We start from the raw sequence: 17,474 nt of genomic DNA, 5'->3' as shown, positions 1-17,474 counted from the left end.
TTGATGCCCTTTCCCATCGGGAGAGGGCGAAAGGCTAACTCAGCACAACTCTAACTGCACATTATTATCTTTAATCACCTGCATCACACCCGCCGGGGGCATCACGTCGGTGTAAACCGTATTCACCATGCTGATACTGCCCATGTTCACCATCGCATTACGACCAAACTTCGAGTGATCGACAACCAGCATCACGTGGCGTGAGTTCTCGATGATGGCGCGCTTGGTGCGCACTTCATGGTAATCAAATTCCAGCAGTGAACCGTCGCTGTCGATGCCGCTGATCCCCAGGATGCCGAAATCCAGGCGGAACTGAGAGATAAAATCCAGTGTCGCTTCGCCAATGATCCCACCGTCCCGGCTGCGCAACTCGCCGCCCGCCAGGATGATGCGGAAATCATCCTTCTTCATCAGCGTAGTGGCGACGTTCAGGTTGTTCGTCACGATGCGCAAATTTTCATGGTTGAGCAGCGCATGCGCCACCGCTTCTGGCGTGGTGCCGATATCAATAAACAGCGTCGCACCGTTAGGAATTTGGCTTGCCACTTTGCGAGCAATGCGCTCTTTCTCTGCGGTTTGCGTCGCCTTACGATCGTGCCATGAAGTATTCACTGAGCTGGACGGCAGCGCCGCCCCACCGTGATGGCGCAGGATTCGGTTTTGATCGGCCAGGTCGTTTAAATCACGGCGAATGGTCTGCGGGCTAACGGCAAACTGCTCGACCAGCTCCTCGGTACTGACGTATCCCTGCTGCTTAACCAGTTCGATAATCGCGTCATGGCGCTGTGTTTGTTTCATGAGATATCCCTGGAAATTATGTTCGTTTTCGCGCATTCAGCGTATCGGCAAACGCCATGGCGAGCCCGACTGCCAGCCCGGCAACGTGCGCACCGTTAGCGATAGACATACCAAACAGATCAAACCATCCGGCAATTAGCCATACTACGGCAAAGGTGATTAATCCGCGTTGCAGATAAATGCCGCTCTCAGGGTCGCGTTCGCCCCGCAGCCAGACATACCCCATCAGCGCGTAGACCACGCCGGATAACCCGCCAAACCACGGGCCGCTAAACTTATGCTGCACATACCCACTCAGCAAGGCGCTGATAATGGTGATTACAATCAGTTTTCCGCTACCGAGACGCTTCTCGACTAAACCGCCGAGATACCACCACCACAGCAGATTAAACAGAATATGCAGTACCGAGAAATGCATCAGCGCGTGGGTGAAATAGCGCCAGACGTCGAACTGCAAGGACGGATCGTAGGGCCAGGCCAGCGCAATCATCACGCTCTGGTCGCCCACCACATTCATGATGATAAACACCAGGATGCAGGCCGCCATTAACAGCAGCGTAAAGGGACCGGCACGCTCGCGGATGGCCGCCATAAAAGGAAAGCGCTGATAATGCAATCCGGTGTCCGTGTGGCCGGACTGCCAGCTTGCGGCCAGGTAACGGGCGTCGCCGGGATTCTCAAGAAAGCGAGCCAGTTCCGCATTCACGCGTGCCGCCTGGCTTTCATCTGCCAGCCAGACGTCAGTTTGGGTATGTTGCTGAATAGTCAGGATAACGCCCTGCGTCGCCATATAATCGACAAACGCCTGGGCAACGCGCGGGTTGGTAAAAGAGGTGATCATCAACATCGGCAGCAGTCGCTCATTTCCACACAAAAGGGGACAGTATACGGCATCAGCCGCCGAACGTATGTTCAACTTCCGCCGGGAAATGACGATGCCAGGCATCAAAACCACCGTCGACGCTGTAGACGGCGTCATAACCCTGCGTGAGCAGATATTGCGCGGCACCTTTGCTGCTGTTGCCGTGATAGCACATGACCATCACCGACGTTTCAAAATCGTTATCGCGCATAAACGCGCCCAGGGTGTCGTTAGTGAGATGAAACGCGCCTGGCGTATGACCCATCGCAAAGCTTTGTGGATCGCGGATATCCACCAGCACCGCCTTGCCCTGGTGCATTTTTTGGTGGGCTTCTTCGACGTTAATACATTCAAACTGATCCATGGTGTTCTCTTTCGATTATTCAGGTTTTATGCGGCTTGCTGACCCTCACCCCTGCCCTCTTCCTATAAGGGAGAGGGAGAAAAGCTGACCGCACTATTTTACCGCGTAGTGTACGTCCTGGCGGCGGGTAAACGCCATTATGTTATCTCTATCACTCAAAATTGTTTTTTTGATGTTACCAAAAACGCGTTCCTTTGCTATTATGAGCGATATCGAACATTTATGAGCTTTAACGAAAGTGCATGAGGGTGATATGGAAACCAAAGATCTGATTGTGATAGGCGGCGGCATCAACGGTGCCGGCATCGCGGCAGATGCCGCAGGACGCGGTTTATCTGTACTGATGCTGGAAGCCAACGATCTCGCCTGTGCGACGTCGTCTGCCAGCTCCAAACTGATCCACGGCGGCCTGCGCTACCTGGAACACTACGAATTCCGCCTGGTCAGCGAAGCGCTGGCCGAACGCGAAGTTTTACTCAAAATGGCGCCACATCTGGCGATCCCGATGCGCTTTCGTCTGCCGCATCGCCCGCATTTGCGTCCCGCGTGGATGATTCGTATCGGCCTGTTTATGTACGATAATCTGGGCAAACGTACCAGCCTGCCGAGCTCAACCGGTTTGCGCTTTGGCGCGGAATCGGTGCTTAAACCTGAAATCGTGCGCGGATTCGAATATTCCGACTGCTGGGTGGACGATGCACGTCTGGTGCTGGCGAATGCCCAGATGGTGGTCAAGAAAGAGGGCGAGGTCAAAACCCGCACTCGCGCCACCGCAGCACGTCGCGAAAACGGCCTGTGGATTGTCGAAGCCGAAGATATCGATACCGGCGAGAAGTTCAGCTGGCAGGCGCGTGGACTGGTGAACGCCACTGGCCCGTGGGTGAAACAATTCTTTGACGATGGCATGCATTTGCCATCGCCGTACGGTATCCGCCTGATCAAAGGCAGCCATATTGTGGTGCCGCGCGTTCACACGCAAAAGCAGGCCTACATCCTGCAAAACGAAGATAAGCGCATCGTGTTTGTCATTCCGTGGATGGATGAGTTCTCGATCATCGGCACCACCGATGTGGAGTACAACGGCGACCCGAAAAACGTCGAGATCGACGAGAAAGAGATCGCCTATCTGCTGAAAGTGTATAACGCACACTTCAAAAAACCGCTGGGTCGTGATGACGTGGTCTGGACCTATTCCGGCGTGCGCCCGCTGTGCGATGACGAATCCGATTCACCGCAGGCAATTACCCGCGACTATACGCTCGATATTCATGACGTTGATGGGCAAGCGCCGTTGCTGTCGGTATTCGGCGGTAAGCTCACCACCTATCGCAAGCTGGCCGAGCATGCGCTGGAAAAACTGACACCGTACTACAAAGGCATCGGCCCGGCGTGGACCAAAGGCGCTACGCTGCCTGGCGGGGATATCGGCAGTGACCGTGATGATTACGCCGCCAAACTGCGTCGTCGTTATCCGTTTATTACCGAATCAATGGCGCGCCACTTTGCTCGCACCTACGGGAGTAATACGGAACTGATTCTGGGCGAAGCGCAAGCGCTCGCTGATTTGGGCGAACATTTTGGTCATGAGCTTTACGAGGCGGAACTGCGCTATCTGGTTGAGCATGAGTGGGTACGTCGTCTTGAAGATGCTATCTGGCGTCGAACTAAAGAAGGGATGTGGCTGGATGCCGAGCAGCAGTCGCGCATCGCGCAGTGGCTGGCACAGAACGCGGGAAAGCGTGAGCTGTCGTTAGCGTCTTAACGAGTGCGGCCTGATACCCCTCACCCCTAACCCTCTCCCCTATGGGGAGAGGGTTAGGGGGTGTTTTACAACCTCACCGGATCAATATGCCAAATCTTCTCGGCATACTCTTTGATGGTCCTGTCTGATGAGAAATAGCCCATATTGGCGATGTTGTGCATCGCTTTTGCGGCCCATTCCTCTTGATGGCGATACAGTTCGTCCACCTTATCCTGACAATCCACGTAGCTGCGGAAATCCGCCAGCACCTGATAGTGATCGCCAAAGTTGATCAGCGAATCGACCAGATCGCGGTAGCGGCCTGGCTCTTCAGGGTTGAACACGCCGGTCGCAATTTGCGTGAGCACTTCGCGAAGCTCTTCATCCTGCTCATAATAATCGCGCGGTTTGTAGCCCTGCTTACGCAGTGCTTCCACCTCTTCCGCAGTATTACCGAAGATAAAGATGTTATCCGCACCCACGTGTTCCAGCATCTCCACGTTCGCGCCGTCCAGCGTACCGATGGTCAGCGCGCCGTTCAGGGCAAACTTCATGTTGCTGGTGCCCGATGCTTCCGTACCCGCCAGCGAGATTTGCTCAGAAAGATCGGCCGCCGGGATGATCAGCTGCGCCAGACTCACGCTGTAGTTCGGGATAAACACGATCTTCAGTTTGTCGCCAATCTGCGGATCGTTGTTGATCACTTTCGCCACATCGTTGATGAGGTGAATGATGTGTTTCGCCATGTAATACGCTGACGCGGCCTTACCGGCAAAGATATTGACGCGCGGCACCCACTCGGCAGTCGGATCGGCTTTGATACGGTTGTAGCGGGTGATCACATGCAGCACGTTCATCAGCTGACGTTTGTATTCATGGATACGTTTGATCTGCACGTCGAATAGCGCTTTCGGGTTGGCCACCACGTTCAGATGCTGCGCCATGTACACCGCCAGCCGCTTTTTATTCAGCAGTTTGGCATCACGCACCGCTTTGTTCACCAGCGGGAAATCGACGTGCTGTTCGAGTTCGCTCAACTGGCTGAGATCGGTACGCCATGTGCGACCGATATTGTCATCCAGGACTTCCGACAGCGGCTGGTTCGCCAGCGCCAGCCAGCGACGCGGCGTCACGCCATTGGTCACGTTACAGAAGCGCATCGGGAAAATTTTAGCGAAATCGGCAAACAGCGATTGCACCATCAGGTTGGAGTGCAGCTCGGAAACCCCGTTCACCTTATGGCTGACGACAACTGCCAACCATGCCATACGCACACGGCGACCGTTGGATTCATCAATGATTGAAGTACGGCTCAGCAGACCGGTATCGTCGGGATACTGTTCCTGCAACGTTTTAAGGAAATAGTCGTTAATTTCAAAGATGATTTGCACGTGGCGCGGCAGGATTTTGCCCAGCATATCAACCGGCCAGGTTTCCAGTGCTTCGCTCATCAACGTATGGTTGGTGTAGGAGAAGACCTGACAGGTGACTTCAAACGCCTCGTCCCAGCTGAACTTATGTTCGTCGATAAGCAAACGCATCAGCTCCGGAATGGACAGCACCGGGTGCGTGTCATTCAGGTGAATAGCGGTCTTTTCCGCAAGGTTGCTGTAGGTTCTGTGCAGCTGATAGTGACGGCTGAGGATATCCTGGATGGTGGATGAGACCAGGAAGTACTCCTGACGCAGACGCAGCTCGCGGCCTGAATAGGTCGAGTCGTCCGGGTAAAGCACGCGCGACACGTTCTCGGAGTGGTTTTTATCTTCCACTGCGGCGAAGTAGTCACCCTGATTAAATTTACCCAGGTTGATTTCACTACTGGCCTGAGCGTTCCACAGACGCAGCGTGTTGGTCGCGTCGGTATCGTAGCCAGGGATAATCTGGTCGTAGGCGACCGCCAGGATCTCTTCGGTCTCCAGCCAGCGGCTTTTCTTGCCTTCTAACTGAACACGCCCGCCAAAGCGCACTTTATAGCGCGTGTTGTGGCGTTTGAATTCCCACGGGTTCCCGTATTCCAGCCAGTAGTCCGGCGACTCTTTCTGACGCCCATCGACGATATTTTGCTTGAACATGCCGTAGTCGTAGCGAATGCCGTAGCCACGGCCCGGCAGCGCCAGCGTTGCCAGCGAGTCCAGGAAGCAGGCCGCCAGACGCCCAAGACCACCGTTGCCTAAACCGGGGTCGTTTTCTTCGTCAATCAACTCTTCTAAATCTAACCCCATCTCTTCCAGTGCGTTTTTGACATCGTCATAAATACCGAGCGATAACAGCGCGTTGGAAAGGGTGCGGCCAATCAAAAACTCCATCGACAGGTAATAAACCTGACGTGTTTCCTGCGAAAGCTGGGCGCGGTTAGACCGCAGCCATCGCTCAACCAGTCGGTCACGCACGGCAAACAGCGTGGCGTTCAGCCATTCGTGCTTGTTGGCGATCACCGGATCTTTCCCGATGGTAAACATCAGCTTATAGGCGATGGAATGTTTTAACGCCTCAATGCTGAGCGTCGGGGATGCATAACTAAAAGGTGCATTCATATCAGTGACTCCGCCTTACGACTTCAAGCGTTGATAAAGATCGCGGTATGACTGCGCCGCAACGTGCCAGCTAAAATCCATCGCCATCGCCTGACGTTGCACGAAACGCCATAAAGAGGGACGCGACCACAAAACAAACGCACGCCGAATCGCACGCAAAAGCGACCAGGCATTGCTGTCTTCAAAAGAAAATCCGGTGGCAACGCCGTCGGCCAGGTTCTCCAGCGACGTATCTGACACCGTATCCGCCAGCCCACCAGTACGACGCACTAACGGCAGCGTGCCGTATTTGAGTCCGTACAGCTGCGTTAAGCCGCACGGCTCAAAGCGGCTAGGCACGAGGATGACATCTGACCCGCCCATGATGCGGTGCGAGAAGGCTTCGTGATAGCCAATCTGCACGCCCACCTGTCCAGGATGTTCCGCAGCTGCCGCAAGGAACCCTTCCTGCAAGACCGGATCGCCTGCACCCAGCAGCGCCAGTTGACCGCCCTGCGCCAGTAATCCCGGCAGCGCCTCCAGCACCAAATCCAGCCCTTTTTGGCTGGTCAGGCGGCTGACCACCGCAAACAGCGGGACTTTGTCGTTAACCTTCAGCCCCATGGCAATTTGCAGCTGACGTTTGTTTTCCGCTTTGTCTTCTACCGAATCCCGACTAAACCGTGATGCCAGTAAAAGGTCCGTTTCTGGATTCCAAATTTTATCGTCCACGCCGTTAAGGATGCCCGTCAAACGTCCCTCACGCTGACGCTGACGCAACAGTCCTTCCATGCCGTAACCGAACTCCGGCTCGGTGATTTCGCGAGCATAGGTTGGACTGACCGCCGTGATGTGATCGGCATAATAAAGCCCGGCCTTCAGGAACGAAATCTGGCCGTTAAATTCCAGCCCGTGCATGTTATAGAACGACCATGGCAGATCTATTTCATTCATATGATGGGCGTAATACATGCCCTGATAAGCCAGGTTATGCACGGTAAAGACCGATTTTGCCGGGTGACCACGCGCCGCCAGGTAGGCAGGTGCAAGACCCGCATGCCAGTCGTGCGCATGGACAATATCCGGACGCCAGAAGGGATCCAGACCGGTCGCCATTTCGGCGCCCACCCAACCGAGCAACGCGAAACGCAGCACGTTGTCGGTATAGGCGAACAGATTCGTATCGTGGTACGGGCTACCTGGACGGTCATATAAGTGCGGCGCATCAATCAGGTAGATGCCAACACCGTTGTAATGTCCAAACAGCAGGGTGATGCGCCCGGCAAAGGTATCGCGACGGCTGACAACCTGAGCATCCGGTATACCGCGGCGAATATCAGGAAAAGCGGGCAGTAACACGCGAGTATCAATGCCCTCCGCAATTTGCGCCGCTGGTAATGCCCCGAGTACATCCGCCAACCCGCCCGTTTTTAGTAGCGGGAACATCTCTGAACATACATGTAAAACCTGCATCATCGCTCCTGTTTGACCTGCAGTTTGCGCAGCATTTCACGCGTAACCAGTACGATGCCTTCTTCTGAGCGATAGAAACGACGCGCGTCTTCTTCCGCATTCTCCCCTATCACCATACCTTCTGGGATGACACAGGCACGGTCGATAACACAGCGGCGTAAGCGGCACGAACGCCCAATCCACACATCCGGCAGCAGTACCGACGAATCGATATTGCAGAAGGAGTTCACCCGAACGCGCGGGAATAGAACGGACTGCACCACGACCGAACCAGAAATAATGCAGCCGCCGGATACCAGCGAGTTCAGCGTCATGCCGTGGCTTCCGGAACGGTCCTGAACAAATTTGGCTGGCGGCAGCGATTCCATATGGGTACGAATCGGCCAGTTCTGGTCATACATATCCAGTTCAGGCGTCACGGAGGCCAAATCAAGGTTGGCTTTCCAGTACGCTTCGAGCGTTCCTACATCGCGCCAGTACGGCTCTGCATCTTTATCGGATTGCACGCAGGACAACGGGAAAGGATGTGCATACGCCATGCCAGCTTTGGTAATTTTTGGAATGATGTCTTTACCGAAGTCGTGGCTGGAGTTCTCATCTTTGTCGTCTTCTTCCAGCAATTCGTAAAGGTATTCCGCATCAAAGATATAGATACCCATGCTGGCGAGGGACTTACTGGAATCGCTTGGCATGGTCGGCGGGTTAGCCGGTTTTTCAACAAAGTCGATAATCTTGTCGTCAGCGTCCACGTCCATCACACCGAATGCTGTCGCCTCGGCAACGGGCACCGGCAGACACGCCACGGTGCAACGTGCCCCTTTTTCGACATGGTCGATCAGCATGTGCGAGTAGTCTTGCTTGTAGATATGGTCACCCGCGAGGATCACGATGTATTCAGCGTGGTAGCGGCGAATAATGTCGAGGTTTTGCGTGACCGCATCCGCCGTGCCGCGATACCAGTTTTCACCGTGTACGCGCTGCTGCGCAGGGAGCAAGTCGACGAACTCGTTCATCTCTTCACTGAAAAATGACCAACCGCGCTGAATATGCTGCACCAGGGTGTGCGATTGATACTGCGTAATCACGCCGATGCGGCGAATGCCGGAGTTGAGACAGTTCGATAAGGCAAAATCAATAATGCGGAATTTACCGCCAAAGTGAACGGCGGGCTTGGCACGTTTGATCGTTAAATCTTTCAGACGGGTACCGCGTCCACCAGCCAGTATCAGTGCGACCGTTTTTAAAGGCAGCTGGCGTGCTAACATCAAGGGATCGTTCTTCTCTAACCTAACCATGACTAACTCCTTTTTTATCATCTTTGGAATACGCAAACTCCGTGCGCAGGCCCATGCCAGACAGCCATTACTACCGGGTTATCCTCTCCGGCAAATGGGGAAATGGCTCGCCACTCCCCGTCAGGTAAAACAATCTCAGCGACATCTTGCGTCGCGTTAAACGTGATAAGCCATTTATCCGAAAGCAAAATTTGCAGACAGGTTTCGCCGCTCTGCCACTCTTGCGCACTTAGCGGTTGTGCCGCTTTGTTTAACCAGCGAACGTTGCCGTCGCCCTCTTCCCACCATTGATCCGCCGTTAGCGCAGGAATGGTCTGACGAACGTGAATCAGCGCTGCGGTGAAATGAATCAATCCGCTGTTCGCCTCTCCCCAGTCGAGCCAGGTCAGGGGGTTATCCTGACAATACGCATTGTTGTTGCCGTGCTGGCTGTGGCCATGTTCATCACCGGCTAACAGCATCGGCGTCCCCTGCGACAGCAGCAGCGTGGCCAGGAGCGCGTGAACGCTGGCGCGCCGACGCTCAATAACATCCTGACTCCCCTCTAACCCTTCTATACCATGATTGGAGCTATGGTTATTGTTAGTGCCATCGCGATTTTCCTCGCCGTTTGCCTCATTGTGTTTCTGATTGAAACAAACGCAGTCGCGAAGGGTAAAACCATCATGTGCCGTCACCAGGTTAATGGTTGCTGACGGTTTTCTGCCGCTCGCTCTGAAGATGTCACTGGAAGCCGCAAAGCGCCCGGCGAACTCCCCTAACGACAGATTTCTTTCCAGCCAAAATCGACGGGAGGCATCGCGAAAACGATCGTTCCACTCGGCAAACAGCGGAGGGAAATTCCCCACCTGGTAACCGCCCTCACCAATATCCCACGGTTCGGCAATCAGCTTCACCGTTGAAAGCACCGGGCAATTTTTTATCGCCTCAAACAGCGGAGCCTGCTGGCTAAACGCGGGTGTACGCCCCATCACAGAAGCCAAATCAAAGCGGAAACCATCAATATGGTAGGTTTCCACCCAGTACTTCAGGCAGGCGTGCGCGTAATCCGTCACCGCTGGATGACTGAGGTTGAGCGTGTTACCGCAACCGGTCCAGTTGTGATAATCGCCATCTTCCCTTATCCAATAATAGCTACGGTTATCGATTCCGCGCAGGGAGAGCGTCGGCCCTTCGAGATCCAGCTCCGCACTGTGGTTCAGCACAACGTCCAGAATCACCTCAATACCGGCCCTGTGCAGCGCCTTTACGGCATCGCGAAACTCGTCCCGCGCTTTATCAGGGTGCGAGGCGTAGCGCGGATCGAGGGCAAACATCGCCAGCGGGTTATAGCCCCAGTAATTGGTGAGGCCCAAACGCAGCAAGCGCGGTTCAGAGGCAAAATGCGCGACCGGCAAAAGTTCAAGCGCGGTAATACCCAGATGCTTGAGATACGCAATCATCACCGGATGACCGAGCGCCTGGTAGGTGCCGCGAATCTCCTCAGGGATCGACGGATGCAGATACGTCAGCCCTTTAACGTGCGCTTCGTAAATGACCGTGTTGCCCCACGGCACAGCAGGTGAGGCATCGTCTTCCCAATCGTAAGCATCGCCCACGACCACGCTTTTAGGCGCAATACCGGCGCTATCACGTGGATCGGGCTGCTGCTCGCCGTCCAGAAACAGTCGGTCATCTTTCACATCGCCATCGACGCGCAGTGCGCAGGGGTCGATCAGCAGCTTGGCGGCATTAAAACGCAGCCCATGCTCAGGCTGCCACGGACCATGAACGCGATAACCGTAACGTAATCCCGGCTTCGCCTCGGCCAGATAGCCGTGCCAGATATCACCCTTGCGTGCGGGCAGATCGTAGCGGTGCTCATTCCCGTCATCATCAAACACACAGAGTTCGACCCGCTCCGCATGGGCGGAAAAGAGGGTGAAATTGACCCCTTTCCCGTCAAAACTGGCGCCCAGTGGCGCGGGTTGACCTGGCGTGAGTTGCGTCATTCGCCCTCCCGAATGAGCCAAATGGTCGAGAGTGGCGGTAGCGTAAGGCTCAGGGATTGTGGCCGGCCATGGCTTTCCTGCTCATCGCTATACACCACACCGGCATTTCCTGCGTTACTGCCGTGATAATGGCCGGAATCGGTATTGAGGATTTCGCGCCATTTTCCTTTTTGATTAATGCCAAAACGGTAGTGTGGACGCGGGACCGGGGTAAAGTTGCTGGCCACAATAATTTCGTTACCGGCGCTGTCACGGCGAACAAAAACAAATACCGAACGTTCGTGGTCATCCACCACCAGCCACTCGAAACCATACGAGTCAAAATCGAGTTCATGTAGCGCTTTGTGATGGCGATAGGTCAGGTTAAGGTCGCGGACCAGGCGTTGAACGCCGTGATGCCAGTTGTCGCCCCCTTCCAGCAGATGCCAGTCGAGACTGGAGTCATGGTTCCACTCACGGCCCTGAGCAAATTCGTTGCCCATAAACAGCAGTTTTTTACCCGGGAAGGCAAACATCCAGCCGTAGTAGGCGCGCAGGTTAGCGAATTTCTGCCAGGCGTCACCCGGCATACGGTCAAGAATGGATTTTTTGCCGTGGACCACTTCATCGTGGGAAAGCGGCAGCACAAAGTTTTCGGTGCTGTTGTAGAGCATCCCGAAGGTCAGTTTGTCGTGGTGATGCTGACGATAAATAGGATCCAGCTTGAAATAATCCAGCGTGTCGTGCATCCAGCCGAGATTCCATTTGTACCAGAAACCCAGCCCGCCCATCGACGGCGGACGGGAGACGCCAGGAAAATCGGTCGACTCTTCCGCCATCGTCACCGCACCGGGAACCTGCTCACCGAGAATGCGGTTGGTGGTGCGTAAAAACTCAATGGCTTCGAGATTTTCGCGACCACCGTATTCGTTGGGGATCCACTCCCCTTCTTTACGGCTGTAGTCGCGGTAAATCATTGACGCCACCGCATCCACGCGCAGGGCATCAATGCCGAAGCGTTCGATCCAGTACAGCGCATTACCCACCAGATAGTTGGTCACTTCGCGGCGGCCATAGTTATAAATCAGCGTATTCCAGTCCTGATGATAACCTTCACGCGGATCGCTATGTTCGTAGAGATCGGTGCCGTCAAACTCGGACAGCCCAAAATCATCCGACGGGAAATGGCCCGGCACCCAGTCGAGGATCACGCTTAAACCCGCCGCGTGTGCAGCGCTGATGAAATAGCGGAAGTCATCGCGGGTCCCAAAGCGCCGCGTAGGGGCATACAAACCGGTTGGCTGATAACCCCAACTGCCGTCGAACGGATGCTCGTTAATCGGCAGCAGTTCCAGATGGGTAAAGCCCATCCATTTGGCATACGGCACCAGTTGGTCGGCAAGTTCACGGTAGCTGAGCCAGAAATTATTGTCGGTGTGGCGACGCCAGGACCCCAGATGCACTTCATAAATCGAAATCGGCGCGTCAAAATTATTCGCCTGTTTGCGCTCGTCGCTTTGGACGATTTTGTCCGGCAGGCCGCAAATAAGCGAGGCGGTATCCGGGCGCATCTGCGCTTCGAAAGCGTAAGGATCGGCTTTCACGCGCAGCTTGCCGTGCGCATCGATCATTTCGTATTTATAAAGTTGACCGTTGTGCGCACCGGGAATAAACAGCTCCCAGATGCCGGATTCACGACGCAGACGCATAGGATGACGGCGGCCATCCCAGTAGTTGAACTGTCCGACGACAGAGACGCGCTGTGCGTTCGGTGCCCAGACGGAGAAGCGCGTACCGGTCACGCCGTCCATCGTATCGGCATGAGCGCCGAGCGTTTCGTAAGGGCGTAAATGGGTGCCTTCTGACAGCAGCCAGGCATCCATCTCCTGAATAAGCGGACCAAAACTGTAGGGATCGTCGAGCAGGTTTTCATGACCATGCCAGAGCACGGCGAGCTGATAACGGAAAAGATTTTTACGGCGGGGAATCAAGCCGCAGAAGAAGCCCCGCGAATCAAGGCACTCCAGCTTACCCACTTTGCGGCCGGTTTTGGGTTCGATAACCCACACTTCAGTGGCATCAGGTAACAATGCCCGGACTTCCAGCCCCTCGTCGGTAGGGTGCATACCCAACACAGAAAAGGGGTCGGAGAAATGACCCGCAATTAGCGCATTTATCACGTCTCTATCAATACGATCGGACATGGTATTCATCCTGTTTTTTTAATGTCGCCCTATTTAAGCGCTCCGGCGCGACTTTTAATGTGACCTGAACGGCGCAGCACAATGTGCATCCTCTCTGCTCCGTCCTACCCTCAGGTAAGAATCGAATCTCCCTTAAAGCATAGCCAACGCTTTACATGACTCCTGAAAAATAACAAACCATCTGCGTCACACTCCATGTAGTACGCAAAAAAAGGGGTGAAAATTCACCCCTTGAGTTAACACTTATTACGCTAGCTGGCGCAGCATTCTGCGTAGCGGCTCGGCGGCCCCCCACAGTAGCTGGTCCCCGACGGTGAAGGCGGAGAGGAACTCCGGCCCCATATTCAGCTTACGCAAGCGGCCCACCGGAGTGGTTAAGGTGCCGGTGACGGCAGCAGGCGTCAGTTCGCGCATGGTGATATCACGGTCGTTCGGCACCACTTTCGCCCACGGGTTGTGAGCGGCCAGCAGTTCTTCTACGGTCGGAATAGACACATCTTTTTTCAGTTTAATCGTGAAGGCCTGGCTGTGGCAGCGCAGCGCGCCAACGCGCACGCACAATCCATCAACCGGAATTGCCGTCGCCGTATTGAGAATTTTGTTGGTCTCCGCCTGCCCTTTCCACTCTTCGCGGCTCTGGCCGTTATCGAGCTGTTTGTCGATCCACGGGATCAGGCTGCCGGCCAGCGGTACGCCGAAGTTATCAACCGGTAGATCGCCGCTGCGGCTCAGGTGGGTGACTTTACGTTCGATATCCAGAATCGCGGATGCCGGGTTCGCCAGCTCGTCCGCCACGTGATGATGCAGTTGGCCCATCTGCGCCAACAGTTCACGCATATGACGCGCGCCGCCGCCGGATGCGGCCTGATACGTTGCAACGGAAACCCACTCAACCAGGTCCTGCGCAAACAGGCCGCCGAGCGACATCAGCATCAAGCTCACGGTACAGTTTCCGCCCACGAACGTTTTCACGCCGTTATTCAGGCCGTCGGTAATAACGCCCTGGTTAACCGGATCGAGGATAATGATGGCATCGTCTTTCATACGCAGCGAAGAAGCCGCGTCAATCCAGTAGCCCTGCCAGCCGCTTTCACGCAGCTTTGGATAGATTTCGTTGGTATAATCGCCGCCCTGGCAGGTAACGATAATGTCGAGCGCCTTCAGCGCTTCCAGATTAAAGGCGTCCTGAAGCGTGCCCGTAGACGCGTTGCCGAACGCGGGCGCAGCTTGCCCGAACTGGGAAGTGGAGAAGAAGACCGGACGGATGGCGTCAAAATCGCGCTCTTCAACCATGCGTTGCATGAGTACAGAGCCGACCATACCGCGCCAGCCGATAAAACCAACGTTTTTCATATCTTTTATTTCCTGCAGAGGTGTGTGCTGTTTGTGCAAACCAGTATTCAACTGGGATATGCTTCACATTACAAAATGCTGCCAAAGTCGCAAGCGAAATTAATCGATGATTGCGCTGCGATCAGTAATACCACTAATTACAATAGAAACCACAAGCTTTATCAGGGATAACTATAATGACTGAAATTATTTCCGCAGCGGTGCTTCTGATCCTGATTATGGACCCACTCGGAAACCTGCCCATCTTCATGTCAGTGCTGAAACACACTGAGCCAAAGCGTCGCCGGGCGATCATGATCCGCGAACTGCTCATCGCGCTGCTGGTGATGCTTATCTTCCTGTTCGCCGGTGAAAAAATCCTCGCGTTCCTGAACCTTCGCGCTGAAACGGTCTCGATTTCGGGCGGTATTATTCTGTTCCTGATTGCCATCAAAATGATATTCCCGAGCGCCGAAGGCAGCAGCAGCGGCCTGCCCGCTGGTGAAGAGCCGTTTATCGTACCGCTTGCGATCCCGCTGGTCGCCGGCCCAACAATTCTTGCCACGCTGATGCTGCTGTCGCATCAGTATCCGAATCAGATGAGCCATCTGGTGATCGCCCTGCTGATCGCCTGGGGCGGAACGTTTATCATCTTGCTGCAATCGTCGCTGTTTTTGCGCCTGCTGGGCGAAAGAGGCGTGAATGCGCTGGAAAGGCTGATGGGATTGATTCTGGTGATGATGGCGACGCAGATGTTCCTGGATGGGATCCGGGCATGGATGAAGGGGTAGGTAAAAGCAAAACGACAACAAAAGTTGTCGTTTTTAATGTTTGCTCCCTCTCCCTGTGGGTGTATGGTCCGGGGTGAGGGCATCAGGCCGCACTCCTCAAAAATAATATTTCGTTTTGCGAGCCGCCTTCCAGAGCCACTCTTGCTACCCAATCAGCAAAGCAGTATCTTCTCGCCACGCCTGCAAAATCAGGCGTCTGGGTTGGTCCCCTGTTATCCTCATCCGCGATAAAACTCGTTATTATTGCGTGGACAGCTACACCTCAATGGTGGGCTGGACGGTGGCGCCGCAAGGCGCGCCGGTAGCTGATGAGGCCGGTAGGACCAACTCCGTTCAGTCCACCACCAGCAAGGTTGGTCCCTTCTGTGGTGGTCAATTCATCTCATTAGAGGCTGTCATATGACAACTACCCTTAGCTATTCTCATTCTTTATTTACCGTTCCATTCGATAGCAACACCGATTTCACCGAGCTGGCGGGCAACTGTGAGCAATTCGTAGACGTGCTGGTTGAATGTGACGATCCAACCCAAAAGATGGCGCTATGCGGACGGCTTTCCGCCTGCCTGGCACTGCTCCAGCCAACACTACTTGAGCCTATTCCTGAACATTTAAAAGCCAGCCTGACGGTAGATGACCTGCCGCTGGACGTACCGGTCTTCGAACCGGAAGTGGATCAACTGGGGAGGTACTGCCAGCTGTTAACGCAACTGCTGTTGGCGCGTTCGCTGTCAGAGAGTGATGAAAGAGTGGCGGGAGATTTGCTTTACGATTTGGTGGCGTTTTATAGCGATACGCTGAAAGCGCCGCGCTGGCTAAACACGCCTGTAGGTACAATGGATATTTGAGTTGTAGCTTGATGTAGCAACAAAAAAACAACCCCGGGATCATTTTCATGATTCCGGGGCCGGTATCCTTTCGCTTTTTATCGGAGAACTGGCACCACGACTAAGGTGGGAGAAGAACTTTCGATTAGCTACGCGAAAAAGTATATCGGCTAATTTTTAGCATAGCAAGATATCCATTAGATATCTTATGGATATCCGGTTTCGAGCATCCTATCTCCTACAGAACCCATTCAATATGTAGAGGTAAAGCCTTCTAAGGCTTAGAATTACGGCCCTTGTCTCCAACAGATAATAACTATCATGCCAGAGTCCTATGATTACGCTGAACCAACAAGACTACTTAGTCGAATTCGATTAAGTAGCTACGCTACCTCCCTGGCGACACAAACTGATGCTCAACTTTTAGGAGCATATTGTTGGAACCTTGCCATCGTCGGAGCATTTTACCCTCTCATTCAAGTTGTAGAAGTAGCGCTCCGCAACGCCCTTCACCATGTCACATTTGCCAAGTATCAAGGGGATGACGGCGAATACTGGTTTAGTCTTGTGCCGAACCGACAGGACACCGACGATCGCGGTCAGTCGATAATAGCCGAGCAGGTGCGTAAATTTAACGACTGCATAAAAAGTGCTAAAAAGAGTGCCAAGCGTAACCTTGAGAACAAAGGAATCGCGAATCCAATCCCCACAGTTGATCAAGTCATTTCACAGTGTGATTTCGCAACCTGGGAATATCTGTTGGATAAGCATTTTTACGATGGCTCAGATAAGTGTTTTCTTTGGCCTCACGAGCTCACGCGAGTGTTTCGCAAACTTCCCAGAGTTCAAGAAACAAAAAATCCCATGTTTCATCAGCGAGATGCTGTTCGTCGTCGTATTGAGGAAGTCCGCTCGTTTAGAAATCGCATATCGCACAACGAACCCGCATGGATGGTAGGTAGTGTTCGAAGTAAGCAGGACGTAATAGAACAACTAACAGGAAAACTTAGTAACATCATGGAGTTAATTTTTTGGATCTCACCGAAATTTAAAAAGTATGTAATGGATGTAGGTATTGAGTCACGCATTCGCCAGATTTTGTGCATGAAAGAACTTGAACGCTATATGCATTCTTATGAACGTTATGAAGTAACTGATCTAGATAAAATCAGTGCGTTACTTACCGAAACAAACACGAATAATCACCGATGCTATTTTCAGGTCGATGGAATTCCAGGCATTTTATCTCCATCTAATTCATCCCTATTGCAATGAAAAAGGGGCTTCAAATAGAAGCCCCTTTTAG

13 protein-coding genes are annotated in these 17,474 nt (G+C 53.8%); 4 read left to right on the top strand and 9 right to left on the bottom strand.

What is annotated here, in order from left to right; translation table 11 throughout:
- Nucleotides 1-39 precede the first annotated feature (39 nt).
- Genes AC6EMZ_RS16595 through glpE form a run of 3 tightly spaced genes read right to left on the bottom strand, consistent with a single transcriptional unit; the run spans nucleotide 40 to nucleotide 2,024 of the window.
- Entirely contained in the window at nucleotides 40-798 is a 759-nt protein-coding gene (locus tag AC6EMZ_RS16595; RefSeq protein WP_498403776.1) for a DeoR/GlpR family transcriptional regulator, read from the bottom strand.
- Nucleotides 799-814: 16 nt separating this feature from the next.
- Complete coding sequence (gene glpG, locus AC6EMZ_RS16590; protein WP_498403775.1) at nucleotides 815-1,645, bottom strand: rhomboid family intramembrane serine protease GlpG; 831 nt, start codon at nucleotides 1,643-1,645, stop codon at nucleotides 815-817.
- 46 nt (nucleotides 1,646-1,691) lie between these two features.
- Nucleotides 1,692-2,024: a thiosulfate sulfurtransferase GlpE gene (gene glpE, locus AC6EMZ_RS16585; RefSeq protein ID WP_498403774.1), complete on the bottom strand. Its 333-nt coding sequence runs from the start codon at nucleotides 2,022-2,024 to the stop codon at nucleotides 1,692-1,694.
- Between the two features lie 253 nt (nucleotides 2,025-2,277).
- On the opposite strand from glpE, the gene glpD reads away from it, so the two are divergent.
- The gene (gene glpD / locus AC6EMZ_RS16580) at nucleotides 2,278-3,786 is read left to right on the top strand and encodes a glycerol-3-phosphate dehydrogenase (RefSeq protein WP_498403773.1); all 1,509 of its coding nucleotides are present in this window, start codon (nucleotides 2,278-2,280) and stop codon (nucleotides 3,784-3,786) included.
- 65 nt (nucleotides 3,787-3,851) lie between these two features.
- Here glpD and glgP read toward each other — a convergent pair whose 3' ends face one another.
- From glgP to asd, 6 genes are all read right to left on the bottom strand, one after another.
- Nucleotides 3,852-6,299: a glycogen phosphorylase gene (glgP, locus tag AC6EMZ_RS16575; RefSeq protein ID WP_498403772.1), complete on the bottom strand. Its 2,448-nt coding sequence runs from the start codon at nucleotides 6,297-6,299 to the stop codon at nucleotides 3,852-3,854.
- Nucleotides 6,300-6,314: 15 nt separating this feature from the next.
- Entirely contained in the window at nucleotides 6,315-7,751 is a 1,437-nt protein-coding gene (gene glgA, locus AC6EMZ_RS16570; protein WP_498403771.1) for a glycogen synthase GlgA, read from the bottom strand.
- Nucleotides 7,751-9,046, bottom strand: coding sequence for a glucose-1-phosphate adenylyltransferase (gene glgC / locus AC6EMZ_RS16565; protein WP_498403770.1), 1,296 nt, complete (start codon nucleotides 9,044-9,046; stop codon nucleotides 7,751-7,753). Before glgC ends, glgA begins: the two co-directional genes overlap by 1 nt.
- A 17-nt stretch (nucleotides 9,047-9,063) precedes the next feature.
- Nucleotides 9,064-11,037: a glycogen debranching protein GlgX gene (glgX, locus tag AC6EMZ_RS16560; protein WP_498403769.1), complete on the bottom strand. Its 1,974-nt coding sequence runs from the start codon at nucleotides 11,035-11,037 to the stop codon at nucleotides 9,064-9,066.
- Nucleotides 11,034-13,220 carry a 1,4-alpha-glucan branching enzyme gene (gene glgB / locus AC6EMZ_RS16555; RefSeq protein WP_498403768.1) on the bottom strand — a complete coding sequence of 729 codons (2,187 nt, stop codon included), beginning with the start codon at nucleotides 13,218-13,220 and terminating at the stop codon, nucleotides 11,034-11,036. Before glgB ends, glgX begins: the two co-directional genes overlap by 4 nt.
- 246 nt (nucleotides 13,221-13,466) lie before the next feature.
- The gene (gene asd / locus AC6EMZ_RS16550; protein ID WP_498403767.1) at nucleotides 13,467-14,573 is read right to left on the bottom strand and encodes an aspartate-semialdehyde dehydrogenase; all 1,107 of its coding nucleotides are present in this window, start codon (nucleotides 14,571-14,573) and stop codon (nucleotides 13,467-13,469) included.
- Nucleotides 14,574-14,749: 176 nt separating this feature from the next.
- Between asd and yhgN the strand changes: the two genes are divergently transcribed.
- The 3 genes from yhgN (at nucleotide 14,750) to AC6EMZ_RS16535 (ending at nucleotide 17,443) form a co-directional block, all read left to right on the top strand.
- Nucleotides 14,750-15,343: an NAAT family transporter YhgN gene (gene yhgN / locus AC6EMZ_RS16545; protein ID WP_498403766.1), complete on the top strand. Its 594-nt coding sequence runs from the start codon at nucleotides 14,750-14,752 to the stop codon at nucleotides 15,341-15,343.
- A 399-nt stretch (nucleotides 15,344-15,742) separates the two neighbouring features.
- Entirely contained in the window at nucleotides 15,743-16,189 is a 447-nt protein-coding gene (locus AC6EMZ_RS16540; RefSeq protein WP_498403765.1) for a hypothetical protein, read from the top strand.
- Nucleotides 16,190-16,489: 300 nt separating this feature from the next.
- Complete coding sequence (locus AC6EMZ_RS16535) at nucleotides 16,490-17,443, top strand: hypothetical protein (RefSeq protein ID WP_498403764.1); 954 nt, start codon at nucleotides 16,490-16,492, stop codon at nucleotides 17,441-17,443.
- Nucleotides 17,444-17,474: the final 31 nt, after the last annotated feature.

The organism is Enterobacter sp. SCRI0065 (assembly GCF_059766475.1).
Note: the sequence above shows the minus strand (reverse complement) of the source record. Positions and strands in the feature narration are given on the sequence as shown.